This is a genomic window from Enterobacter sp. BNK-14, from assembly GCF_047456095.1.
Taxonomy (GTDB): domain Bacteria; phylum Pseudomonadota; class Gammaproteobacteria; order Enterobacterales; family Enterobacteriaceae; genus Enterobacter; species Enterobacter kobei.
In genome coordinates this window covers 2,101,772-2,124,279 of the sequence record NZ_CP179897.1, presented here as the reverse complement: position 1 = coordinate 2,124,279, position 22,508 = coordinate 2,101,772, and the positions used below count along the sequence as shown (strand labels likewise).

At 53.6% G+C, this 22,508-nt stretch carries 25 protein-coding genes and 1 tRNA gene; 7 read left to right on the top strand and 19 right to left on the bottom strand.

Features of this window, described 5'->3' with window-relative positions; genetic code table 11:
• Positions 1–105: 105 nt before the first annotated feature.
• The 3 genes from ACMGGM_RS10105 to ACMGGM_RS10095 are packed head-to-tail and all read left to right on the top strand — an operon-like array spanning position 106 to position 4,254.
• Entirely contained in the window at positions 106–1,194 is a 1,089-nt protein-coding gene (locus tag ACMGGM_RS10105; RefSeq protein WP_063943554.1) for a hypothetical protein, read from the top strand.
• Positions 1,187–2,497, top strand: a complete 1,311-nt coding sequence (locus ACMGGM_RS10100) for a hypothetical protein (RefSeq protein ID WP_063943556.1) — start codon at positions 1,187–1,189, stop codon at positions 2,495–2,497. The genes ACMGGM_RS10105 and ACMGGM_RS10100 overlap by 8 nt, the downstream gene beginning before the upstream one ends.
• Positions 2,482–4,254, top strand: a complete 1,773-nt coding sequence (locus ACMGGM_RS10095) for an Hsp70 family protein (protein ID WP_063943558.1) — start codon at positions 2,482–2,484, stop codon at positions 4,252–4,254. Before ACMGGM_RS10100 ends, ACMGGM_RS10095 begins: the two co-directional genes overlap by 16 nt.
• Positions 4,255–4,566: 312 nt before the next feature.
• Here ACMGGM_RS10095 and ACMGGM_RS10090 read toward each other — a convergent pair whose 3' ends face one another.
• The 5 genes from ACMGGM_RS10090 to ACMGGM_RS10070 all read right to left on the bottom strand — a co-directional run bounded on the left by ACMGGM_RS10090 (position 4,567) and on the right by ACMGGM_RS10070 (position 6,734).
• The gene (locus ACMGGM_RS10090; RefSeq protein WP_080470447.1) at positions 4,567–5,133 is read right to left on the bottom strand and encodes an inovirus-type Gp2 protein; all 567 of its coding nucleotides are present in this window, start codon (positions 5,131–5,133) and stop codon (positions 4,567–4,569) included.
• 155 nt (positions 5,134–5,288) lie between these two features.
• A complete protein-coding gene (locus ACMGGM_RS10085; RefSeq protein ID WP_023331332.1) occupies positions 5,289–5,480 on the bottom strand; it encodes a helix-turn-helix transcriptional regulator in 192 nt (63 codons plus the stop codon).
• Between the two features lie 10 nt (positions 5,481–5,490).
• Positions 5,491–5,715: a helix-turn-helix transcriptional regulator gene (locus tag ACMGGM_RS10080; protein ID WP_023331331.1), complete on the bottom strand. Its 225-nt coding sequence runs from the start codon at positions 5,713–5,715 to the stop codon at positions 5,491–5,493.
• A gap of 73 nt (positions 5,716–5,788) precedes the next feature.
• Complete coding sequence (locus tag ACMGGM_RS10075) at positions 5,789–6,529, bottom strand: hypothetical protein (protein ID WP_154816828.1); 741 nt, start codon at positions 6,527–6,529, stop codon at positions 5,789–5,791.
• 129 nt (positions 6,530–6,658) lie between these two features.
• Positions 6,659–6,734: transfer RNA gene (locus ACMGGM_RS10070), tRNA-Ile, on the bottom strand.
• A 125-nt stretch (positions 6,735–6,859) separates the two neighbouring features.
• On the opposite strand from ACMGGM_RS10070, the gene mug reads away from it, so the two are divergent.
• Entirely contained in the window at positions 6,860–7,366 is a 507-nt protein-coding gene (gene mug / locus ACMGGM_RS10065; protein ID WP_014885286.1) for a G/U mismatch-specific DNA glycosylase, read from the top strand.
• Positions 7,367–7,467: 101 nt separating this feature from the next.
• Here the strand turns inward: mug and rpoD are convergent, their stop codons facing one another.
• The 3 genes from rpoD to rpsU all read right to left on the bottom strand — a co-directional run bounded on the left by rpoD (position 7,468) and on the right by rpsU (position 11,554).
• Positions 7,468–9,312 carry an RNA polymerase sigma factor RpoD gene (gene rpoD, locus ACMGGM_RS10060; protein ID WP_014885285.1) on the bottom strand — a complete coding sequence of 615 codons (1,845 nt, stop codon included), beginning with the start codon at positions 9,310–9,312 and terminating at the stop codon, positions 7,468–7,470.
• Between the two features lie 165 nt (positions 9,313–9,477).
• The gene (gene dnaG / locus ACMGGM_RS10055; protein ID WP_014885284.1) at positions 9,478–11,223 is read right to left on the bottom strand and encodes a DNA primase; all 1,746 of its coding nucleotides are present in this window, start codon (positions 11,221–11,223) and stop codon (positions 9,478–9,480) included.
• Between the two features lie 115 nt (positions 11,224–11,338).
• Positions 11,339–11,554, bottom strand: a complete 216-nt coding sequence (gene rpsU, locus ACMGGM_RS10050; protein ID WP_001144069.1) for a 30S ribosomal protein S21 — start codon at positions 11,552–11,554, stop codon at positions 11,339–11,341.
• 236 nt (positions 11,555–11,790) lie between these two features.
• On the opposite strand from rpsU, the gene tsaD reads away from it, so the two are divergent.
• Entirely contained in the window at positions 11,791–12,804 is a 1,014-nt protein-coding gene (gene tsaD / locus ACMGGM_RS10045; protein ID WP_014885283.1) for a tRNA (adenosine(37)-N6)-threonylcarbamoyltransferase complex transferase subunit TsaD, read from the top strand.
• Positions 12,805–12,890: 86 nt separating this feature from the next.
• Here tsaD and ureG read toward each other — a convergent pair whose 3' ends face one another.
• The 9 genes from ureG to plsY form a co-directional block, all read right to left on the bottom strand.
• Positions 12,891–13,508 carry an urease accessory protein UreG gene (gene ureG / locus ACMGGM_RS10040; RefSeq protein WP_014885282.1) on the bottom strand — a complete coding sequence of 206 codons (618 nt, stop codon included), beginning with the start codon at positions 13,506–13,508 and terminating at the stop codon, positions 12,891–12,893.
• A 9-nt stretch (positions 13,509–13,517) separates the two neighbouring features.
• Positions 13,518–14,192: an urease accessory protein UreF gene (locus ACMGGM_RS10035; RefSeq protein ID WP_014885281.1), complete on the bottom strand. Its 675-nt coding sequence runs from the start codon at positions 14,190–14,192 to the stop codon at positions 13,518–13,520.
• Positions 14,192–14,731, bottom strand: a complete 540-nt coding sequence (locus ACMGGM_RS10030) for a HupE/UreJ family protein (protein WP_014885280.1) — start codon at positions 14,729–14,731, stop codon at positions 14,192–14,194. Before ACMGGM_RS10030 ends, ACMGGM_RS10035 begins: the two co-directional genes overlap by 1 nt.
• A gap of 9 nt (positions 14,732–14,740) precedes the next feature.
• A complete protein-coding gene (gene ureE, locus ACMGGM_RS10025; RefSeq protein WP_023337818.1) occupies positions 14,741–15,205 on the bottom strand; it encodes an urease accessory protein UreE in 465 nt (154 codons plus the stop codon).
• A gap of 9 nt (positions 15,206–15,214) precedes the next feature.
• Entirely contained in the window at positions 15,215–16,918 is a 1,704-nt protein-coding gene (gene ureC / locus ACMGGM_RS10020; RefSeq protein ID WP_063943564.1) for an urease subunit alpha, read from the bottom strand.
• Positions 16,911–17,225, bottom strand: coding sequence for an urease subunit beta (locus tag ACMGGM_RS10015; protein ID WP_014885277.1), 315 nt, complete (start codon positions 17,223–17,225; stop codon positions 16,911–16,913). The genes ureC and ACMGGM_RS10015 overlap by 8 nt, the downstream gene beginning before the upstream one ends.
• Before the next feature lie 10 nt (positions 17,226–17,235).
• Positions 17,236–17,538, bottom strand: a complete 303-nt coding sequence (locus ACMGGM_RS10010; protein WP_003862556.1) for an urease subunit gamma — start codon at positions 17,536–17,538, stop codon at positions 17,236–17,238.
• A gap of 10 nt (positions 17,539–17,548) precedes the next feature.
• Positions 17,549–18,376, bottom strand: coding sequence for an urease accessory protein UreD (locus ACMGGM_RS10005; RefSeq protein ID WP_063943566.1), 828 nt, complete (start codon positions 18,374–18,376; stop codon positions 17,549–17,551).
• Between the two features lie 111 nt (positions 18,377–18,487).
• Complete coding sequence (plsY, locus tag ACMGGM_RS10000; RefSeq protein ID WP_014833311.1) at positions 18,488–19,102, bottom strand: glycerol-3-phosphate 1-O-acyltransferase PlsY; 615 nt, start codon at positions 19,100–19,102, stop codon at positions 18,488–18,490.
• Positions 19,103–19,209: 107 nt separating this feature from the next.
• Here plsY and folB point away from each other — a divergent pair, with 107 nt between their 5' ends.
• Together folB and bacA are read left to right on the top strand one after the other, a co-directional pair.
• Positions 19,210–19,578: a bifunctional dihydroneopterin aldolase/7,8-dihydroneopterin epimerase gene (gene folB, locus ACMGGM_RS09995; RefSeq protein WP_014885275.1), complete on the top strand. Its 369-nt coding sequence runs from the start codon at positions 19,210–19,212 to the stop codon at positions 19,576–19,578.
• Between the two features lie 106 nt (positions 19,579–19,684).
• On the top strand, positions 19,685–20,506 hold the full coding sequence (gene bacA / locus ACMGGM_RS09990; protein ID WP_014885274.1) for an undecaprenyl-diphosphate phosphatase: 822 nt from the start codon (positions 19,685–19,687) through the stop codon (positions 20,504–20,506).
• Between the two features lie 13 nt (positions 20,507–20,519).
• Here the strand turns inward: bacA and ACMGGM_RS09985 are convergent, their stop codons facing one another.
• Positions 20,520–21,761, bottom strand: coding sequence for a multifunctional CCA addition/repair protein (locus ACMGGM_RS09985; protein WP_050861953.1), 1,242 nt, complete (start codon positions 21,759–21,761; stop codon positions 20,520–20,522).
• Positions 21,762–21,821: 60 nt separating this feature from the next.
• Positions 21,822–22,442, bottom strand: a complete 621-nt coding sequence (locus ACMGGM_RS09980; RefSeq protein WP_014885272.1) for a TIGR04211 family SH3 domain-containing protein — start codon at positions 22,440–22,442, stop codon at positions 21,822–21,824.
• Positions 22,443–22,508: the final 66 nt, after the last annotated feature.

Sequence of the window (22,508 nt, the reverse complement as noted above, 5' to 3'; positions counted from 1 at the left end):
ACTGATTGGGAGCAATAGGGCAGGACATCACCGAGAACAGATGATGCGCCTGCTTTGTTCCCTCTGACTTCTTGAGTTAGTTGCGTTCATTTACAGGAGCAAGCTATGCCTACCGTAGGTTGGATTCAGGAGACGGCCATTGACCTCTTTCTTGAACGAGGTTTTTCAGCGCATGAAAAAGGGTCTGCGACCAAATTTAAATGTCGTGAATGCTCGATGGAATTTTCTTCTATAGCAGAGCGTAGCCAACATGAACGCCTTCATCCTGTTGCGAATCCTATGCTTACCATCGATGGACGAGAGGTCATGGGAGATAACTTCAAACTTACTCGAGCGGTAGGTCCGGAAGACATTGTATTAAGTTGTGTTGATGAAATTGAACTGAACGGTGATGTTCTCGGAAACCCGGACGAGTTATTGAAACAACTCTGTTCAGCGAAGAAAGGCTTTTTTGATATTAAGCTATCGCGCCGGGGGATCCGCCCTAAGCGCATTAAGATTGATTTGCTGGTGGCCTCTCTGACTCAGCTTGAACAGGTCGATCAGAGTTTCTTGCGCTTGTTTGGCCGGGATGATTTCGATGGCGATACGATATCTCATTTCATAAGTGAAACGGAGGGCTGCGATGAAGTTATCTGGTACAGAGATGGGCTTATTCGTTATTTACATGGCGTGATGGCGAAGGATCAGCGCGCTGAACGATTAACCACTGAAGACTTTGCAAAGTGTTTTAATCGTTCACATCAGTTACTTGTGCAGTATCCCACGGCGTTATCGTATTCACTGTCTCAACTCATTAAATTCTCATTTAATGATTTCTCAGATTTCCATGGGCGATCGTCTATTTCTCGTCTGGATGACGCGTTGATGCTCTTCCGTGGGGATACTATTTTGACCAATGCTGGCGACCAGAATGTCATTTTAAAATTACCGACAGACCATATTACCAGCCGTATTCTGAATGATTATGTCGCCCATTTTTCACGCTATACACTGGAAAGCCTCGAGCTAGCTATTGACCAGATTAACATCTCGAAACTGGTTAATCAGGATCGCCAAAAACTGAATTACCTTCGTTATCTCAAGGCGACAGAGGAAGGTAATCTTAAAGCTCAGCGTAACTACGGTACAAAATTAAAATATAGTGAAGTTTTTAACGTTACAGTTCCAGAATCAGAGGCTTTAGATGTCTGAAAATAAAGAAAAAAAGACAGGGACCTTATCCTTGAAACGAAACAAGGATCATGCGGAACCCCAAGTTAATGCAGCAGCCACTGAAACTGAATCAGTGATTGCCGAAACCCAGGCCGAGTTCGACAAGGCAGAACGTTTTTCAGACAAAGCGTCGTCAGAAGTAGCTGCGAGCAGTAGCAAAGCGAATGATGCTGAAAAAATAAAAACACTAGAGAGTATTTTAAACCAGCTGTTTATTCCTGTGACGAATAAGGATGGCAAGGTGCGTGCAAGTGCGCTAACTCAGGCATTGCAGACTGATTTAAAGCGCATACAGCAGCCTGGAAGAATACCTAACGAGGTACTTGAGAAGCTGATTGCATCTGTCGGGATGTCAGATCCTGAGTTCAACAAACTGTCGCAAGTAGTAATTCTCACTCAATCGAATCATGAGGTTAGCAAGGTAGTCCTCGATTTTGCCGTAAAGGCATTAAGTGAGCATTGGGTGGGCAAACACCTGGGGTACTCAAATCTCTTTCTGTCGGAGGCTGAACCTCTGAGTTTGAGTAATCCGGGGATTCTGGCGCACTTAACCCGTAGCTTTAGCGAACGCTATGAAGCAAGAATTACGTCGATTAAGGAGCAGCTTAAGCAGAAAGAGGGCTCAGATAAATCATCTTCTTCGCTTCGCTCACTAACTCCGGAGCATCTTCGCCAGCAATGCGAAAATTTGCTGACTATCTGTTATTTGTGGGCAGTAGAAACAGGCAAATGTGATGTAAAAATAGGCATTCAGGCATTCGAAAATCGCATCTTAGAGCGCGGTGATGGCTTAATCAATGAGAAGAAAATTTGTGGCTTTCTCGCTTCTCAACTCAGCGAGCCGCGAGGCGGTATCGCAGACACGATTAGATATTACGAAGAATTATTGAGCCGCGCTCGTGAAGGGCAGCGAGGCACTGAGACTAGAAATGAACAGCTCAGAAAAAATCTGAATAAAATTGAAGCGGAAAAGGCTCAACTGACGCAACGGGTTTCTGCACTGCAGCAGGAAATTGAGCTGCTAAAAGTTAGCCTAAGTCAGGTTAAAACCCAGTCTGAAGAGCAAGTGCTTGATGATAAAGCTCAGCGTGTACACCTGAAAGATGACGTCAGTAAGGCAAAATCACGCGCTTTCAATCTGTTAAATGAAGATGTTATGGAGCCACTTAAATTATCTCTTAATGCATTGCAGAGAGAAAAGCCGAAGGTGGAAATTGCGACACATTATGTCGAGCTGGTCCTTGAAAGCATTGAGAGAGAATTGTCATGGTTCAGAAAATAGGTATCGATTTTGGCACCACAAACAGTCTGATTTCAGTGGTGACGCGTGCTGGGAAAATTAAATCATTCGATGACTTAGGACGACCTCACCCTTCAGTTGTTCGCTATGAGAGCGATAAAACCATCTGTGGTAAAAAAGCAAAAGATAAGCTCGATCAGCATGGAATCGGTGTTTTAGGAAATACCGTTCGTGGCCCTAAAAAGCTGTTGGGTTGTTCTGATATCAATGTTGATGGGCGTTTACTCAGTCCTGGCGAAGTGGTGACTGAGTATATTCGATATCTTATTGAACACGCCCGAGATGAAGATGACGAAGAAAGTGCCGATTTGAAGAATGCAGTGGTGACTATTCCTGTTGCGATGGGAGGCCGCGAGCGGCAGGTACTTCGTGAGGCATTGCTAAACGCTGGTGTCTATGTTGAGAGCTTTGTACATGAGCCTCTTGCAGCCCTCTATGGCTATTTTCGTGATCAGGAAGACCCTAAAGGGGCACTAAGACGATTCGAAGGCAAGATGTTACTGGTGTTTGACTGGGGGGGCGGTACCCTTGATCTAACGTTATGCAAGGTGGTTAATGGCAATATCCTGCAAATCCTGAACCGCGGTAATAACTCCGTGGGAGGAGACTATCTTGATGATGCTATTCAGAAGTATGTTGAGCAAAAGCACGCAGAGCAGCACAACTGGGACGATGAGAGCCAGCTAGAGCGTAGTCCTGGGATGCTAGCCAAATTACAGGCGGCCTGTGAGCGTGCAAAAATCACGCTTTCAACCCACGACAAGACTTCTATCTTTGTGCCTGACTACTACCTTGGTGAAGGGGAAGAGTCGGAAATCGATTACTGGTTAACTCGAGAAGAGCTTGAGGCTATTTCTAAACGATTAATTAGCCAAGGGATTAATGAAATCGATGCGTTGTTAGCTGATAATCAGGCCGATATTGATAGGCAGACGATCGCTTTGTGTCTGGCTACTGGTGGGATGGTTAACATGCCCCTTATCAAACGGCAGTTGAGTGAGTTGTTTGGTATTGCTTCGCTTGAGATTTCAAAAAAGGGAGACCGTATTATTTCTGAGGGCGCAGCCTGGATCGCGTCGGATGAGTTGAAGCTGACATTATCAAAGCCTTTTGAACTACTCGAAGCACGCAATTCGATTCTGACTATCATCCCTGAGGGGACATTGCTACCGACCCGTGGAAATTCGATCAGCTATCCACAATCCATGTATTGCACAGACCCTCGAGATGGGAATGCACTTGCGTCGTTTAAACGACCACAAATGGTAGGTAAAACTGCTGCCGCAGATCCGCGCACCAACTATGGTGAATTGGTTATCCCGATTAACCCGGATTTTCCCCCTCTGGAAGAGAGAATTGAGCTGGAAATTAGCATCGATGAAAATCTGATTGTTCATGTTTCTGGTGTTGGCGGGGATATGCAGATCCCGCGCTCGACAGAGTTTTATGATCTTGAATTCGGTCTTGCAACGATGACGGTTCAGCCGGAATCAAAAAAAAAACGGCTTAAGTTAAAAGGCGAGAAAAAGCTTCCTTATGGCTTGATGATCAGAGCAAATGTGACGCCTGATAAAGAAGACTGGGAGCTTGTCCCAGGAGAACTTTTGAAAGCTTACAATGACGAACATCCGTTTCTGAGGAAGACTCTTACAGAACAACAAAGAACCGAATTTGTTCGTTATCAGCCATGCAGCAATTGTGGGGCCAGGTGGGGTAAAAATTGTTGCTCGAATAGCTGAGAAAGCTGATTCGCCTACCTATGGCCTTTTATCGTTGTGATTATTCAAGGGTTCTGCAGCCAGTAAATAATTGCTAGCTGCAAGACCTTGATGTGCACCAGTTAACTAAAACAGGCAAGGGTTCAGTGATTATCCTCACTCTGATTATGTCCTTTGAGGAGATAGTCGTATGTTAAGAGCGATTCACTGAGCACCATGTTATTACAGTTCTTAAGTGCCTTAACGTTAATCTTACCGGCCTAACAGCACATTCAAAGTTTGCGTGGGCAGTTGGCTGCTGGCAGAGAGACAACGATTGCCGTAACGTCTGGTTTAGGTATTGAAACGTTTTTTAGTGATGTTTTTCGCCAAATAACTGAGCCGATAAATAATCAGGCCGAGTAAATGGCTATCGCCACGTTTCCAGAAATAATAACTGTTAGATGGCAGGCTGAAAGTGCCCCCGGAAGAGGTCTGCCAGCGCTCCTCTATCATTGGGATGAGTTTCGCCGGATGCTGTATCTTTTGACCGTTAGCCATTAACACACAGTGATAATGCTGTTTCGGGCTGCGACCATGCTCACGAACCCACATCAGATGAAACCAGGTACCAGGATATTGTTTCTTCAGTGTGCTTGCCAGTGTCTGACTGAACTGGCTGATGACCTGATTAGACTCGCTGTGTTCTTTGACATGCAAGTCGAAACGTAGCACCAGCACTTTAGTCGATTGGCTGAATATCTCAGTAAGACAGTTCATCATCGCACGCATGATTTTAGGTTCAGGATATACCGCACGCTGAGACCATTCATACACGGGTAAGGCATAACCTTGATAGATAAAGACACCAAGCTTTTTTCTTGATATCTGAAACGGATTCATGGGTGTGCTGGTGGACATATATTATAAATAATCCTGAGTTAGTTTTGGCAATATGGCCATGAGGCCTGTAGCTCTGATGGTTTATTGTCTGTAAAAATTACGCCATTCAGGTTCATGCTTGTGATAAATAAAACCCGCAGGCTCCGGGAGCCTGCTGATTTTCGTTATATCCTTTAGCGTTTAACTATTTCTGGCGGCCAGCCCACAATGCACTGACCAAATTTATGGGGTGGGGGGAAATCGCCATTACGTATCCAGCGGTTAAGCGTCGGTAAGCTGATGCGAAGAAAAAGGCACACTTCAACTTTGTTGAGGTAACGGCGGAAAGAAACCGGTGCCATATTATTGTGAGAGAAAATATCCATATCGGACTCCCTAACGCTGATGACTCCAGACTAACAAATCAGAAAGCAGCCATGCGCAACTGTGAGAACCCAGTTTTTTGCGCGGGGGAAATTTGCCCTGATTTTCTAGCTCCCATGCACGAGAACGAGAGATGCTGGTAATCGATTTGCGCTCATCTTCACGTACCAATCTGTCGACAGTCAGTCCATAGGTTTTTAGAATGCTAAGTCGTTGTTCTGGTGAAACTTCAAACATTGATAATGCCTCTTTGGTTTTAATGGGTAGGAGGCATTCTGGTTCGTACGACTGGGGACGTATACCGAACCACTTACTGGTTCGGTGTTGATGGCTCAAAAAATGGTCTAAGCCGACCTTCTTTTCTGAGCAAACGTAGTTTGTCTTCGATAGCACGCGTGGCGTCAGGTCCATCCTTAGGCGAGTTATCGGGATTTAAGAGGATTTTTTTGCTCTGGGGTAGCTCAGGATTTTCTTTGAAGAAATTGATGACATCTTCATGTATGGCAGCATTTACTTCTTTCAACGTAAATGAAGCATCTGAAGGTCTGGGAGAGTGAACTTCCAAAAAGGCCATTGCAAGATTATGAATATGATTCTTGACTGTCTTCATGCGTTCATGGCTCTTCTGACCACCATTTTTCCGTTTTTTAGTTTCTCGCTGGTTTTCATCTTTTCTCATGCTGGTTACAACATGGCCTGACTCTACAAGCGTGATTTTGTTAAATCGGTCAGAAAGGTAACGTTTTACATTATCGAGTCGTAAGATGTTCAAATGGTTTAAAATAAATCTGGGAGCCAGTACCTGAAAATCGGCCTTTAAATCAGTAACTGAGCCCGGACCCATACCTGCAATTTGTTGCTTTAACAGATGGCCGCTATCCTCGAAACGAACCTTGTAAACTGACTCCAATCCATTTTCAGCCACCAGTAAGTTATATAGCGCCACCTCAAGGTGTGATAGCAAATCCTTATCGTACTTACTCAGGTTTGGGGTTTCTTCGCTGACGAGGCGTTGCAGCAGAGCATGGATGTCCGAAGCAAAAGTGTTCATGTAAACCTTTAGTCTGGAAGTTGGCATTTCAGGTTCGAAGCCAAAACGTTACCTGACCCATTACCTGACCCAAATTTGACGCAAAGAAAAAGGACTTAGATAATTTCTCATCTAAGTCCTTGATATATTTGGTGGCCCCTGCTGGACTTGAACCAGCGACCAAGCGATTATGAGTCGCCTGCTCTAACCACTGAGCTAAGGGGCCGTGGCGGTGAATTATAAAGTAACTCTCTACAGCAATCCAGCCATTCACACCTGCCTGCTGTTTTTATAAACAATGCATAATCAATCCTTTATACTTACCTTACGATGGATTGATCGGGAGTAAAAATGATCAACGATATTCTGGCCCCTGGCCTGCGGGTGGTGTTCTGCGGAATCAACCCGGGTAAGTCCTCGGCGCACACCGGCTTTCACTTCGCCCATCCGGGCAATCGCTTCTGGAAAGTGATCCACCAGGCCGGGTTTACCGACAGATTACTCAGGCCCGAAGAGGAACAGCACCTGCTGGATACGCGCTGCGGCATTACTATGCTTGTCGAGCGCCCGACGGTGCAGGCGAGCGAGGTCAATCTGCATGAGCTCCGCAGCGGCGGACGGGAGTTGGTCAAAAAGATAGAGGACTATCAGCCCGCAGCGCTGGCGATCCTCGGCAAGCAGGCCTACGAGCAGGCGTTCAGCCAGCGCGGCGCTAAATGGGGTAAGCAGAGCATTACCATCGGCGTGACGCAGGTGTGGGTGCTGCCGAATCCAAGCGGGCTTAACAGGGCAACGCTGGATAAGCTGGTAGAGGCGTATCGGGAGCTGGATGAGGCGCTGATGGTGCGGGGGCTGTAATCCTCTGCGGCCTGATGCCCTCACCCTGACCCTCTCCCACAGGGAGAGGGAATAAACAAAAAAAAGCTCCCCGAAGGGAGCTTTTTCACAGTCAGGACAGGTTAGTCGTCCAGGAAGCTGCGCAGCACTTCAGAGCGGCTTGGATGACGCAGCTTACGCAGCGCCTTCGCTTCGATCTGACGGATACGTTCGCGGGTCACGTCGAACTGTTTACCCACTTCTTCCAGCGTGTGGTCGGTGTTCATGTCGATACCGAAACGCATACGCAGCACTTTTGCTTCACGGGCGGTCAGGCCGGCCAGAACGTCGTGCGTCGCAGCGCGCAGGCTCTCGGTGGTGGCAGAGTCCAGCGGCAGCTCGAGGGTGGTGTCCTCGATGAAATCACCCAGATGCGAATCTTCATCATCACCAATTGGTGTTTCCATGGAGATTGGCTCTTTGGCGATCTTCAGCACTTTACGGATCTTGTCTTCCGGCATCAGCATGCGCTCAGCCAGCTCTTCCGGCGTTGGCTCGCGGCCCATCTCCTGCAGCATCTGGCGGGAGATACGGTTGAGCTTGTTGATGGTCTCAATCATATGCACCGGAATACGGATGGTGCGCGCCTGATCCGCGATAGAGCGGGTGATAGCCTGACGGATCCACCAGGTAGCGTAGGTGGAGAACTTGTAACCACGACGGTATTCGAACTTATCTACCGCTTTCATCAGACCGATGTTGCCTTCCTGGATCAGATCCAGGAACTGCAGGCCACGGTTGGTGTATTTCTTGGCGATAGAGATAACCAGACGCAAGTTCGCCTCAACCATCTCTTTCTTCGCACGGCGGGCTTTCGCTTCACCGATAGACATACGACGGTTGATGTCCTTGACCTGCTCGATGGTCAGGCCGGTCTCTTCTTCAATCTGATGCAGCTTCTGCAGACCACGATAGACATCGTCCTTCACGTCGTGCAGTTTTTCAGACCATGGCTTGTTCATCGCGATAGCGGCGTTGAACCAGGTTTCGCTGGTTTCGTTGCCGGTGAAGAGGGTGATGAAGTTCTTCTTCGGCATTTTGCACTGCTCAACGCACAGCTTCATGATGATGCGTTCCTGGGTGCGTACGCGATCCATCATCACGCGCATGCTGTTTACCAGGTAGTCGAACTGTTTTGGCACCAGGCGGAACTGTTTGAATACTTCAGACAGTTTCAGGATCTCTTCCTGCGCGGCGGCATGGCTGCGGCCTTTCGCTTTGATGGTGTCACGCGTGACTTCGTACTGGGTACGCAGCTCGGCAAACTTCTCACGCGCCAGTTCCGGGTCGATGCTGTTGTCATCGTCCGCGCTGTCGTCGTCTTCTTCCTCATCTTCGTCTTCGTCGTCATCCATCTCTTCCTGAGACAGTTCGGAACCAACGTGAGTCGCGGTAGGCGCCAGATCTTCTTCCGCGTTCGGGTCAACAAACCCGGTGATCAGGTCAGACAGGCGCGCTTCTTCCGCTTCAACGCGATCGTACTGCTCCAGCAGATAGGTGATCGCTTCAGGGTATTCGGCAACAGAACACTGAACCTGGTTGATCCCGTCTTCGATGCGTTTTGCGATGTCAATTTCGCCTTCGCGGGTCAACAGTTCAACGGTACCCATTTCACGCATGTACATGCGGACCGGGTCAGTGGTACGCCCGATTTCAGATTCAACGCTGGACAGTACCTGTGCGGCAGCTTCTTCCGCATCTTCGTCGGTATTGTTGGAGGTTTCAGCCAGCAACAGATCATCGGCATCCGGTGCTTCTTCCATCACCTGAATGCCCATGTCATTGATCATTTGGATGATGTCTTCGATCTGATCTGAATCGACGATATCTTCCGGCAGATGGTCATTGACCTCGGCATAGGTCAGATAGCCTTGCTCCTTACCGCGTTGGACAAGAAGTTTCAGCTGTGACTGCGGGTTTTGCTCCATAAGACGGTATCCACACTTAATTCGTTTGATTGGTGTCGGCGATGGGGCTGCCAACCTTTAAAGCGAGGGCGTACTTATATTTTTGCCGCTGCCTCTCAGTGCGGCTGCCGGGGGCTCCCCGATCGATATTCGGCACTTAAGCCGTTAAATACTTTTGTCTTTCACTTATTTCTTCGCCAGTTCCTGGTTAATCATCCAGAGTTCCCGGCGTTCTTCGCTGCTTAAGCCGTGCGTGCGCTCGCGAGCTATCAACTCTTCCTGGCGCAACTCAAGCATCGAATCAAACATATGGTTGAGCGAGTCGGTGAACGTTTTTTCTGCAATGTCCTTATCTGCTATATCGTCCCACATCGACAATTTTTCAAGGGTAGCGGCCTCTTTTGTGCCGCGATAATGTTCTAAAAGTTGTCCGGTGGTCAGACCTGGCTGAGACAAACACGTGTTGACCAGTTCTGAAAATAAGCCAAGTCCGGGCAATTTTTCGTGGTTCAAACCCGCCAGCGATGGCACTTGCGGAGCAAGTTCGGGGTTTTGTACCAGTAACCCTATCAGTATACGCATGGTTGTGCGTTTTAGCTGAGGCGCGGGGCGAACCGTGCCGTTTTCAGCCTGTTTAGGCATTAAACGTTCAAGCTGGCTGTCATCCAGAATGCCGAGCTTGTTGCCTAACTCCTGACGCAGATAGATACGCAGCGTTTCGCCGGGCACCTGGCTGATTAACGGCAGCGCCAGCGTACTGAGCTGCGCGCGCCCGTCAGGGGTACTTAAATCCACCTGCGGCATCAGGCTGTTAAACAGAAACGTGGAGAGCGGCTGAGCCTGATCCATCCGCGCTTCAAACGCCGCTTTGCCCTCTTTACGCACCAGCGTATCCGGATCTTCGCCATCCGGCAGGAACATAAAGCGTAGCTGACGCCCGTCGGTCATATACGGTAGCGCCGTTTCCAGCGCACGCCAGGCGGCATCGCGTCCTGCGCGGTCACCGTCGTAACAGCAAATCACGTTGTTGGTGACGCGAAACAGCAGCTGGATATGGTCTGCCGTCGTGGACGTTCCTAATGACGCCACCGCGTAGTTAATGTCGTACTGCGCCAGCGCGACAACGTCCATATAGCCTTCGACGACCAGAAGACGCGGAGGTTCCGCGTTATCCTGCTGCGCCTCATAAAGACCGTAAAGCTGGCGGCCCTTATGGAAAATATCGGTTTCCGGGGAGTTGAGGTATTTCGGCAGGGCATCACCCAGCACGCGACCACCAAAACCAATCACCCGGCCACGCTTATCGCGGATCGGGAACATCACCCGTTCACGGAAGCGGTCGTAGCTTCGTCCCTGGTCGTTGGTGACCAGCATGCCTGCGTCGATGAGAGACTTACGATCTTCGCTATTGCCGCCAAAACGTTTTAACACGTTGTCCCAGCCGGGCGGGGCGTAACCAATAGCGAAACGCGCAATCACATCGTCGCTCAGTCCGCGCTTTGTCAGGTATTGACGCGCAGGCTCAGCCGCAGAGTGCTTAAGAGACTGTTGGTAAAACGAATTCAGGCCATCCATCAGTTGATACAGCGTTTGCCGTTGATGGCGCTCGATCTGACTTGGCCCACTGCCTGCTTCATACGGCACTTCAAGGTTATGCATCGCCGCCAGCTCTTCGACGGTTTCAACGAACTCGAGCTTATCGTAGTTCATCAAAAAATCGACGGCATTACCGTGTGCGCCACAGCCAAAGCAATGGTAGAACTGCTTTTCACCGTTAACGGTGAAAGAGGGGGTTTTTTCGTTATGGAACGGACAGCACGCATGGTAGTTCTTGCCCTGCTTTTTCAGCTTTACCCGCGCGTCGATGAGATCGACGATGTCGGTTCTGGCAAGCAGATCGTTGATGAAAACGCGTGGGATTCTTCCGGCCATATGCCCCAAAAATTTAAGCGACTTATAAACGAAAACAAGCCGCGCATTCCTTCCGGAAGCACGGCCTTACGACTACTACTCTGTCTGTCAATTGAGGACTGAAGCCCTCAAGCGATTAGTACAGACGAGTACGGCGTGCGTTTTCGCGAGCCAGTTTCTTCGCGTGACGTTTCACAGCGGAAGCTTTAGCGCGCTTACGTTCGGTCGTTGGTTTTTCATAAAACTCACGACGACGAACTTCAGCCAGAACACCTGCTTTCTCGCATGAACGTTTGAAGCGACGCAGTGCTACGTCGAACGGCTCGTTTTCACGTACTTTAATTACCGGCATGTAACTCTCACCTTTAATAAATTCGGTTTGCCGCTGGCATCAACGCCAGCTTATTTCAAAATGGTGCGGAATTTTACTGCAAATGCTGCTGCTTTGTAAAGCACCGATGCGATTTTGAAAGGGACTTTAATAAGGGTGAGGAGTATACACGAGCCTTCTTCCTGGGGCGAACAAAGTTTTACATCACCCCGCCCAGGCTCTACACTGCGCGGTAGTGAAACGAGGTAAAACAAGTCATGCGTGTACTGGGTATTGAAACATCCTGCGATGAAACCGGCATCGCCATTTACGACGACGAAAAAGGCCTTCTGGCCAACCAACTGTATAGTCAGGTGAAATTGCACGCTGACTACGGCGGCGTCGTGCCGGAACTGGCCTCTCGTGACCACGTGCGTAAAACGGTTCCCCTGATTCAGGCGGCGCTGAAAGAGGCCGGGTTACGTTCAACTGATATTGATGCCGTGGCCTATACCGCGGGTCCGGGTCTGGTGGGCGCGCTGCTGGTTGGCGCGACGGTAGGCCGTTCGCTGGCGTTCGCGTGGGACGTGCCGGCCATTCCGGTTCACCATATGGAAGGTCACCTTCTGGCGCCGATGCTGGAAGAGAATCCGCCTGAGTTCCCCTTTGTTGCGCTGCTGGTTTCCGGCGGTCATACGCAGCTGATTAGCGTAACGGGCATTGGCAAATACGCGCTGTTGGGCGAGTCGATCGACGACGCCGCCGGTGAAGCGTTCGACAAAACCGCCAAGCTGCTGGGGCTGGATTATCCTGGCGGCCCGATGCTCTCGAAAATGGCGTCGCAGGGAACGGAAGGGCGTTTTGTCTTCCCGCGTCCGATGACCGACCGTCCAGGGCTGGACTTTAGCTTCTCCGGGCTGAAAACTTTCGCGGCGAATACGATTCGTAATAACGACGACAGCGAACAGACCCGTGCCGATATCGCCCGCGCGTTCGAAGATGCGGTGGTCGATACGCTGATGATCAAGTGCAAGCGCGCGCTGGATCAGACCGGCTTTAAGCGTCTGGTGATGGCGGGCGGCGTCAGCGCCAACCGCACGCTGCGCGCGAAGCTGGCTGAGATGATGCAAAAGCGTCGCGGGGAAGTGTTTTATGCCCGTCCAGAGTTCTGTACCGATAACGGCGCGATGATCGCTTACGCCGGGATGGTGCGTCTGAACGCGGGGGCAACGTCTGACCTGAGCGTGTCCGTGCGTCCGCGCTGGCCGCTGGCGGAACTGCCTGAGGCGTGAGTTTTTTTCCCGGTGGCGCTGGGCTTACCGGGCCTACAAAACCGTAGGCCGGGTCAGGCGAAGCCGCCACCCGGCGATAAACCGCATTACACCCGCAACATCCCTTTCTCTTCCAGAAACGCAATAATCGTCGCCAGACCGTCACCCGCTTTCAGATTGGTAAACGTCCACGGACGTTCGCCACGCATGCGGTTGGTATCGCGCGCCATCACGTCGAGCGACGCACCCACGTAGGGTGCGAGATCGGTTTTGTTGATCACCAGAAAGTCAGATTTGGTGATCCCCGGCCCGCCCTTACGCGGGATTTTTTCCCCTTCAGCCACGTCGATCACGTAGATAGTGAGATCCGCCAGTTCCGGGCTGAACGTCGCGCTCAGGTTATCCCCGCCGCTTTCGACGAAGATCAGGTCCAGATTGCCGAATTTCTCGCTTAACGCTTCCACCGCCGCCAGGTTCATCGAGGCATCTTCGCGGATGGCGGTATGCGGGCAGCCGCCGGTCTCCACGCCAACAATGCGCTCCGGCTCCAGTGCGCCCGCCTCGGTCAGGATGCGCTGATCCTCTTTGGTGTAGATATCGTTAGTGACTACCGCAAGATGATATGTATCGCGCATTGCCTTGCAGAGCGCTTCCAGCAGGGCGGTTTTACCCGACCCTACCGGGCCGCCGACGCCGACGCGCAGGGGATGTTTGTAATCAGCCATGTTGACTCCTCAGGAACGGAATAGTCGTGAATATTGTGTTTCGTGCCGCGCGGAGGCGATGGCAGACAGCGGCGTGGCTGCGCCCAGTGCGTCGTCGTCACGTAAAAATGCCTCTTCGAACCCGGCGGCGAAGTGGTCGCTCAGGTCGATAATCAACTGCTGCGCCGCCTGCTGCCCAAACGGCACCAGCTTAACGCCCGCCATCACCGCGCTCTCAATCCAGCTGTAGCCGAGACTGAGCGCCAGTTCGCGCGCGCCAATGCCCCAGCGCACGCCGAGCCACGCCATGCCGCAGAGCTGGCTCTGCATACACAGTGTCAGCCATTCAGTCGGGCAGTCTGGCTCCCAGCTTTTAATCAGGCGCGTAAAGGCCGCGCCACGGTTGCGCTCCTCATCGCGCAGCTCGCGCGTTTCCCGGCAGGCGAGCAGGTATGCCGTCCAGCGTTTTGCCGCCACCCAATCCTGTTGTTCGCAGGCGAGATACAGGCGAGTAAAGAGCGGCAGATCGACGCAGTAAAAGCTCTGCTCCATCTGCTGGATTTGCCAGCGTTTAAAGGCGTCGGCATTCGTGACCCAGCCTGCCTCTACCGCCCACTCCAGCCCCTGCGACCAGGTAAACGACCCAACCGGCAGGCTACTGCTGGAGAGCTGCATCAGGCGCAGCCACTGGCGGGCGTGCTCCATCAGCTCATCAACGCCAGCAGGGCAGAGACAATCAACCCACCGCCGAACGTTTTACGCAGGCCGTCATGACGGCGCAGCAGTAAACCTGCCGCGAAGCTGGCGCACAGCACCGTGGCGCTGGCGAACATAAACCCGCTGGTGAAAAGCCAGAAGCTGTGGCCGGACATCTCCACACCGTGTGCCCAGCCGTGGAACATCGCCAGAGCAGGTACCGCCAGCAGCAGACGGTTTTCAGTTTTAAACATCATCACGCCGCAGACCGCCAGCGAGGCGATAATCAGCATCTCCATGCCGCTAAATCCGCCGAGCAGACTGCCTGCAACAGCGCCAACGAGCATCATCCCGAGAGTGGCAAACGGCAGCAGGAGTTTGCGGCCACTCAGCGCCGAGAGCACGCCCGCGCCGGTGAGCATCAGCAGGTGATCGAGCCCGGTCAGGGGATGGAAAAAACCGGCCTGGAAGCTGTCGGCACCGTGGCCTGGATGGGCGAGCGCCGGAACGGAAAAGGCCAGCAGTAACAGGGGGAGGAGCTTGCGCATAATTAATCCTTAATGTGAATGAGCGTGAGAGTGGCTATGGCTGTGGGCATCGCTGGCATAGGCGCCCGCTTCCGGTTCAAACGGCAGGGAGTCGAAGGTCACCTCCAGCCCGAACGGGCGCAGCATGTCGTCGAGAACGTGATCGTGGTGATAGCGCAGTTCGCCGGGCATGATCTGCAGCGGCACGTGGCGGTTGCCCAGGTGGTAGCAGGCGCGGGCGAGCAGGAACGGGTCGGCGCAGCGCACCACGGAGACCGACTCTGCCGCTGCGATCACTTCGATGACCTCACTACCGTCGTCTGTCGTCAGCAGGTCGCCCCCGCGCAGCAGCAGGCCGCGCGGCAACATCAGCCCGGCGTCGCGGCCGTCGTTCAGCGCCACACGGGCGCGGCTTTTCACCCGCACGTCAATCGGCAGCGTCACGCTGGCGGTAATCGGGTGCGCGTGGTCCAGGCGTTGGGTTAAATAGATCATCATCACTCCTCAGAACAGGAAATAGCGTTGCGCCATCGGCAGAACGACGGCCGGTTCGCTGGTTATCAGTTCACCGTCGACCCGCACCTCGTAGGTTTGCGAATCGACGGTAATATTGGGCAGTAAACCGTTGTGGATCATGTCGGTCTTCTTCACCGTCCGGCAGCCTTTCACCACCGCCGTGGCGCTTTGCAGATTGAGCTGCTGCGGAACGTCGTTCGCGCTGGCGGCCTGGGAGATAAACGTCAGCCGGGTGGCGTGGCGCGCGGCACCCAGCGCGCCAAACATCGGGCGGTAATGCACCGGCTGCGGCGTGGGGATCGAGGCGTTAATATCGCCCATCGGCGCGCAGGCGATCATTCCGCCTTTGACGATGGTGGCAGGTTTGACGCCGAAGAACGCCGGTGACCAGACCACCAGATCCGCCAGCTTGCCCGCCTCAATGGAACCGACCTCATGGGCGATGCCATGGGTCAGCGCCGGGTTGATGGTGTACTTGGCGACATAGCGCTTCACGCGGAAGTTGTCGTTATCGCCAGTCTCTTCCGGCAGGGCGCCGCGCTGGACCTTCATGCGGTGCGCAACCTGCCAGGTACGGATAATCACTTCTCCCACGCGGCCCATGGCCTGTGAATCTGACGAAGTGAGCGAGAACGCGCCGATATCATGCAGCACGTCTTCAGCGGCGATGGTCTCCCGGCGAATGCGCGACTCGGCAAACGCCACGTCCTCGGCAATATCCGGGTCGAGGTGGTGGCAGACCATCAGCATGTCGAGATGCTCGTCGATGGTGTTCACCGTGTAGGGCAGCGTCGGGTTGGTGGAGGAGGGCAGAATATTCGGATGCGCGCAGGCGGTGATAATATCCGGCGCATGGCCGCCGCCCGCGCCTTCGGTATGGAAGGTGTGGATGGTACGCCCGCCAATCGCGGCCAGCGTGTCCTCGACAAACCCGGACTCGTTCAGCGTGTCGCTGTGCAGCGCCACCTGAATATCCATCTCTTCGGCAACCTCCAGCGAGCAGTTGATCGCCGCGGGCGTTGCGCCCCAGTCTTCGTGGATCTTCAGCCCAATAGCGCCAGCCGCGACCTGCTCGCGCAGGGCGTCCGGGTTAGAGCCATTACCTTTGCCGAGGAGGCCGATATTCACTGGTAGCGTATCGGCTGCCTGCAGCATACGCGCGATGTACCACGGTCCTGGCGTGCAGGTGGTGGCGTTGGTGCCCGCCGCAGGGCCGGTGCCGCCGCCGATCATGGTGGTCACGCCGGAAACCAGCGCCTCTTCCGCCTGCTGCGGGCAGATCCAGTGAATATGGGTGTCGATCCCGCCCGCGGTCACGATCTTCCCTTCGGCGGCAATCACTTCCGTTGCGGCGCCGATTGGGATCGTCACGCCGGGCTGAATATCCGGGTTACCGGCTTTACCGACGGCAAAGATCCGCCCGTTCTTGACGCCGATATCGGCTTTCACGATCCCCCAGTGATCGACGATCAACGCGTTGGTGAGCACCAGATCCACGCAGTCGTCGGCGGTCATCTGCCCCTGGCCCATACCGTCGCGGATCACCTTTCCGCCGCCGAATTTGACCTCTTCACCGTAGACCGTGAGATCGTCTTCCACTTCGATCCATAGCTCGCTGTCGGCCAGCCGCACTTTATCGCCGATGGTGGGGCCGAACATATCGGCATACGCCCGGCGTGAAATGTCAGCCATTTTTCACCTCCCCCATCACCTCGCCGCGAAACCCGAAAATACGCTGCGCGCCCGTCACCTGTACCAGCGTGACTTCCCGCTTCTGGCCGGGCTCGAAACGCACGGCGGTGCCTGCCGGAATATTCAGCCGGTAGCCTCTGGTGGCTTCCCGGTCGAACTTCAGCGCCGGGTTGACCTCGTAAAAGTGATAGTGCGATCCGACCTGGATCGGCCTGTCGCCGTGGTTTTCAACAATCACTTGTTGGGTTTCACGCCCGACGTTGAGGGCAACCGTGCCGGGCTGGATCTGGTATTCGCCAGGGATCATGACGTGCTCCTTAGACGATCGGATTGTGGACGGTGACGAGCTTGGAGCCGTCCGGGAAGGTGGCCTCCACCTGAATATCCGGGATCATCTCCGGTACGCCCTCCATTACCTGGTCGCGCGTCAGTACGTGACGACCCGCTTCCATCAGCGAGGCGACGGTTTCGCCATCGCGCGCGCCTTCCATAATAAAGGCGCTGATCAGCGCGACCGATTCCGGATAATTGAGCTTAACCCCGCGCGCAAGGCGGCGTTCGGCAACCAGCGCGGCGGTGAACAGCAACAGCTTGTCTTTTTCTCTGGGGGTCAGTTCCATAACGTTTCTCTTATGTCTGCCAGATACGCGGCGAACAGGCATTTTTAGGGGTGAGAAGCGGGCGAAGCGACTGCCAGATGTCGCGCATCACCCGCTGGCAAATCAGGTTATCGTGGGAGAGGAAACGCACCGACAGCAGATCGTCGGTAAGCGTTGCACCTGCATAATTTCCCAGCGGTGCGAGGCGCTCGCGGACCGTATCAAGATGCGTTTCCCCGGCCGGATAGAACAGCAGCGTGCCGAGCCACGGATGTCCGTCAACGGGCGCAAGATCGCCGTCGCTCAGGTGCTGACGCTCAATCAGGCGCGGTTCATCGTCCACCCAGACCTCAAGGCGGCTCTCCAGCGTGCCGTGGCTGAAGGTTTCACCGATTACCGGGCGACCCAGGCAATACAACTCCCACGCCAGCAGCGTGCTGGAGCCCTTCAGGTGGAAGACGGAGCGCAGTGCGGCATTGGCACCGGGAAAGAGGATGGTATCCTGCGGCAGCCACTCCAGCGTGGATCCATCATCGAGATAAAAGTGTTGATTCAGACAGGCCTGCGGGCCGCTGCTGCGATAGAACTTACTGGCGCCGGGCATGGTGATAAGCGCGTGGCTTTTGGCGTCCAGCCGAACGGAAATGTCCAGCGTATCGCCGCCCACAATGCCGCCGGGCGGATGCAGTAAATAGAGGTGACAGGTTTCCCCTTCGGGATAAAACGGGCGTTGAACGGTGAGCGGCCCGACGTGGTGGGCGGCGTGCAGGAGGGTTTTCTCAGGGGTGTGACAAAACAGCAGGGCAAGCGATGCCTGCCAGCCTTTATACGTATTATCAGTGACCTGAGCTGCTAACATGCTGCATCCATTTCCACACCATCGGGATACGTTTCAGTATGCCCTGGCGGAAATGAAGGCTGTCATATGAGTCGCTTATGGATACGTTTTCTGCTGCCGGCGTTGCGCGTTTTACTCCGGATCTTTTTTCTTTCGCTTGAGCTTCGTCCAGATTTTGGTCTCCTGACGACGCCACAGACGCTGAATATTATCGTGATGACGCAGCAGGATCAGGCAGGAGAGCATTGACACCGGGAAGGTGAACTGGGGTTTGAACCACCAGACGTAAAACGGGGCAATGAGCGCGCTGACGATGGCGCCGAGCGAGGAATAACCGCTCAGCAAGATGGTGAGCAGCCAGGTGCCCGCCATTACGCCGGTAAGATCCCAGCCGATAGGGGCGATAGCGCCAAAGGCGGTTGCAACGCCTTTACCACCTTTAAAACCGAAGAAAACGGGCCAGATGTGGCCGACGCAGGCCGCAATCGCAATGAGCCCCAGCCAGAACGGCGTGACGCCCAGCGCATAAGCGCCCCAGACGGGTAGCATCCCTTTCAGAACATCAAAAATCAAAACCGCTACGGCTGCTCCCTTGCCGCCAATTCTAAGTACGTTGGTCGCTCCCGGATTCCCGGAACCACTTTCACGCGGGTCAGGTAACCCGGCAATGCGGCAGACCAGAATGGCGCTGGAGATTGAGCCGCAAAGATAGGCGAGGAGGATCATTCCAGGCGCGATTGCACTCATAACGCTGTTCCGTTTTGAAAATGTATCTGTATTCTCAGCATCTGTGGATAATACGCATAATTCGCCGGAAGTGGTATCCGGTTTAGCCAAAAAGCAGGCAGGTCGTGATGGATATTGTATTTATAGAGCAACTTTCGGTAATCACCACAATTGGTGTTTACGACTGGGAACAGACCATCGAGCAGAAGTTAGTGTTCGATATCGAAATGGGCTGGGATAACCGCAAGTCAGCAAAAAGCGATGATGTGAATGACTGTCTGAGCTACGCCGACATCAGTGAAACGGTCATCGGCCATGTGGAAGGACAGCGTTTTGCGCTGGTGGAACGTGTGGCGGAAGAGGTGGCGGAACTGCTGCTGACCAAATTCAACTCACCGTGGGTGCGCATCAAGCTGAGCAAGCCGGGAGCGGTAGCGCGTGCGGCCAATGTGGGCGTGATTATCGAGCGTGGCACAAATCTGAAAGGCAAGATTTAACGTCATAATTGCTAAACCATTTTAGGTTATATCGGTCTTATAGCTGTATCTTTCACGGGAGCCGTTGGGGCGACCGTTTTTTTTATATCTTTTTAGGGGTTTATAGATGAGCGATATGCACTCGCTGCTGGTGGCGGCAATACTGGGTGTGGTCGAAGGATTGACGGAGTTTTTGCCAGTTTCCAGTACGGGCCATATGATTATCGTTGGCCATCTGCTGGGCTTTGAAGGCGATACCGCAAAGACGTTTGAAGTCGTCATTCAGCTCGGTTCTATTCTGGCGGTGGTCGTGATGTTCTGGCGTCGCCTGTTTGGCCTGATCGGCATCCACTTTGGCCGTCTGCCGCAGCGTGAAGGCGAAGGCTCGGGGCGCCTGACGCTCATTCATATTCTGCTCGGGATGATCCCCGCAGTGGTGCTGGGCCTGGTTTTCCACGATGCCATCAAATCGCTGTTTAACCCTATTAACGTGATGTACGCGCTGGTGGTCGGTGGCTTCCTGCTGATTGCTGCCGAAGTGCTGAAGCCTAAAACCCCGCGTGCGGAAGGGCTGGACGATATGACGTATCGTCAGGCATTTATCATTGGCTGCTTCCAGTGTCTGGCGCTGTGGCCGGGCTTCTCCCGTTCTGGGGCAACGATTTCCGGCGGGATGTTGATGGGCGTGAGCCGTTACGCGGCGTCGGAGTTCTCGTTCCTGCTGGCGGTGCCAATGATGATGGGCGCCACCGCGCTGGATCTCTACAAAAGCATTGGCTTCCTGACCACGGGTGACATTCCGATGTTTGCCGTGGGCTTTGTCACCGCCTTTATCGTGGCGCTGATTGCCATCAAAACCTTCCTGCAGCTGATTAAGCGTATCTCGTTCATTCCGTTCGCGATCTACCGCTTTATTGTCGCGGCTGCCGTTTACGTGGTCTTCTTCTGATGACCCACTGCCCTCAGTCTTTCGGCTGAGGGCAACGTTTTTCCTTCCACGCCGTTACGGCCTCAATTCGCCGTTTCGTCAGCTCTTCACGAATTTCCGGGCCTTTAAATCCTGCCTCGACAACGTCTTTCGTCGGCACCGCTTTTGCCACAATCCACGCTTCGCGCAGCAGTCGCCCCTGAGGGTAATCGGATGCTTCAAACCCGGTGCGGCCGCGAACGTCGGCTTCGCTGGTGAGTGCGATCTGCTCCACGCGCTGCGGCTTGCGCCAGGCGTCGATATTATCGAACAGCTTCACGATAGTGGCGGGTTTCAGGATCGGGAAGGTGTGGATCAGGTCGTGGAATTCAGCGACCAGTTTTGCCAGGTCACGGATCTCATTCGGCACGCGCAGGCGCTGACAAAGCCCTTCTACCAGCTTTACGCCTGCCGGGCCGTGACCATGATGCCGTGGCCAGAATTCTTTCGGCGTTAAGCCTTTGCCGAGATCGTGGCAGAGGGTGGAAAAACGCACGTCTACTTCAGGACTGAGCATGGCCGCCATGCTCAGCGTCATCAGCGTGTGCACACCGGTATCAATTTCCGGATGCCATTTTGCCGGCGCGGGTACGCCAAACAGCGCGTCGATTTCAGGGAACAGCACCTTTAGTGCGCCGCAGTCACGCAGGACCTGGAAAAAGACCTGTGGGTTGCGGGTGGTCAGGGCATTTTCCGTCTCTTTCCAGACGCGCTCCGGCGTCAGGTGTTCTAATTCGCCCGCCTCGGTCATGGCCGTCATCAGCGCCATCGTCTCATCCGCAATGCGGAAGCTCAGATGGGCGTAACGCGCGGCAAAGCGCGCCACGCGCAGAACGCGGAGCGGATCTTCAGAAAATGCCGGGGAGACGTGACGTAAAAGACGGTTGCGCAGGTCATCCCGCCCGCCGTAGGCATCGATGATTTGGCCGTTTTCGTCCTGTGCCAGGGCGTTAATGGTGAGATCGCGGCGCAGCAAATCCTGCTCCAGCGTCACGTCCGGCGCGGCGTAGCAGGTGAAACCCGTATAGCCGGAGCCGGATTTCCGTTCGGTACGCGCCAGAGCGTACTCTTCGCGGCTTTGCGGATGAAGAAACACGGGAAAATCGCGGCCTACCTGCTGGTAGCCCGCGTCGAGCATCTCTTCCGGGGTGGCGCCAACGACGACCCAGTCTTTATCTTTGACCGGCAGACCTAACAACGCATCACGTACCGCACCACCGACCAGATAACTCTTCACGCCCAACTCTCCCGTTTTCTCTTTTCCAGAATGATACGTAAGTCTGGCAGAGAAGACGAATTAGTTCATCCAGCGGTCTTTACGCTTGCGGCTTGGGATAAGATGCGGCAGGACCAGACCCAGCACCAGACCCACGCCCAGCACGCCGCCGCCATACATAAACCACTGCATGATGATGGTGCGCTGCTTGTCATCAAGCTGCAGATTCGCGGCGTTTACCTTTTTCTGCGCGACGATCAGCTCGTTTTTGAGTTTTTGATTCTCTTCTTTCAGACCGTTAATCACGCTGTCGCTCTGTGCCACTTTCTGCTGCATCTCTGCGGTGCGTTGGTTCCAGGTACCGTCGATGTTGTTCAGCTTGTCGGTCAGGGTCTTCACCTGGTTTTCCAGATCCGGAACGCGCGTGCGCAGGCTTGGTACGGTGCTCAGCTCTTTCAGCGGGATCCAGGAAGTACGACCGGTACTGTCGCGAACCTGACCATAGTTGGTGTCCGCGTTGGTCTGTAACAGGGTGACTTCCTCGCCGGCATTCACCGTGCCCACGAGGCGATAATTATCTCCGGGGCCACTGCGTACCCAGGTGTTCAGTTCGTCAGAAACGTAACGCTTCTCTTCAGCGTGCACTGCGGTTGCGGCGCTAAAAGCGAGTAAAGTAAGTCCAATCAGGCGTAATTTAAGCATCATTAGTCGTTATTTTCATAAATAGTGGAACGATAGTAGTGGCAACAGTGTCTCTACGCAAAGCAT

Coding starts and splice junctions, on each gene's coding strand:
- ACMGGM_RS10105 (WP_063943554.1), top strand. CDS start 106: ATGCCTACCGTAGGTTGGATTCAGGAGACGGCCATTGACCTCTTTCTT.
- ACMGGM_RS10100 (WP_063943556.1), top strand. CDS start 1,187: ATGTCTGAAAATAAAGAAAAAAAGACAGGGACCTTATCCTTGAAACGA.
- ACMGGM_RS10095 (WP_063943558.1), top strand. CDS start 2,482: ATGGTTCAGAAAATAGGTATCGATTTTGGCACCACAAACAGTCTGATT.
- ACMGGM_RS10090 (WP_080470447.1), bottom strand. CDS start 5,133: ATGTCCACCAGCACACCCATGAATCCGTTTCAGATATCAAGAAAAAAG.
- ACMGGM_RS10085 (WP_023331332.1), bottom strand. CDS start 5,480: ATGGATATTTTCTCTCACAATAATATGGCACCGGTTTCTTTCCGCCGT.
- ACMGGM_RS10080 (WP_023331331.1), bottom strand. CDS start 5,715: ATGTTTGAAGTTTCACCAGAACAACGACTTAGCATTCTAAAAACCTAT.
- ACMGGM_RS10075 (WP_154816828.1), bottom strand. CDS start 6,529: ATGAACACTTTTGCTTCGGACATCCATGCTCTGCTGCAACGCCTCGTC.
- mug (WP_014885286.1), top strand. CDS start 6,860: ATGATCAACGATATTCTGGCCCCTGGCCTGCGGGTGGTGTTCTGCGGA.
- rpoD (WP_014885285.1), bottom strand. CDS start 9,312: ATGGAGCAAAACCCGCAGTCACAGCTGAAACTTCTTGTCCAACGCGGT.
- dnaG (WP_014885284.1), bottom strand. CDS start 11,223: ATGGCCGGAAGAATCCCACGCGTTTTCATCAACGATCTGCTTGCCAGA.
- rpsU (WP_001144069.1), bottom strand. CDS start 11,554: ATGCCGGTAATTAAAGTACGTGAAAACGAGCCGTTCGACGTAGCACTG.
- tsaD (WP_014885283.1), top strand. CDS start 11,791: ATGCGTGTACTGGGTATTGAAACATCCTGCGATGAAACCGGCATCGCC.
- ureG (WP_014885282.1), bottom strand. CDS start 13,508: ATGGCTGATTACAAACATCCCCTGCGCGTCGGCGTCGGCGGCCCGGTA.
- ACMGGM_RS10035 (WP_014885281.1), bottom strand. CDS start 14,192: ATGGAGCACGCCCGCCAGTGGCTGCGCCTGATGCAGCTCTCCAGCAGT.
- ACMGGM_RS10030 (WP_014885280.1), bottom strand. CDS start 14,731: ATGCGCAAGCTCCTCCCCCTGTTACTGCTGGCCTTTTCCGTTCCGGCG.
- ureE (WP_023337818.1), bottom strand. CDS start 15,205: ATGATCTATTTAACCCAACGCCTGGACCACGCGCACCCGATTACCGCC.
- ureC (WP_063943564.1), bottom strand. CDS start 16,918: ATGGCTGACATTTCACGCCGGGCGTATGCCGATATGTTCGGCCCCACC.
- ACMGGM_RS10015 (WP_014885277.1), bottom strand. CDS start 17,225: ATGATCCCTGGCGAATACCAGATCCAGCCCGGCACGGTTGCCCTCAAC.
- ACMGGM_RS10010 (WP_003862556.1), bottom strand. CDS start 17,538: ATGGAACTGACCCCCAGAGAAAAAGACAAGCTGTTGCTGTTCACCGCC.
- ACMGGM_RS10005 (WP_063943566.1), bottom strand. CDS start 18,376: ATGTTAGCAGCTCAGGTCACTGATAATACGTATAAAGGCTGGCAGGCA.
- plsY (WP_014833311.1), bottom strand. CDS start 19,102: ATGAGTGCAATCGCGCCTGGAATGATCCTCCTCGCCTATCTTTGCGGC.
- folB (WP_014885275.1), top strand. CDS start 19,210: ATGGATATTGTATTTATAGAGCAACTTTCGGTAATCACCACAATTGGT.
- bacA (WP_014885274.1), top strand. CDS start 19,685: ATGAGCGATATGCACTCGCTGCTGGTGGCGGCAATACTGGGTGTGGTC.
- ACMGGM_RS09980 (WP_014885272.1), bottom strand. CDS start 22,442: ATGCTTAAATTACGCCTGATTGGACTTACTTTACTCGCTTTTAGCGCC.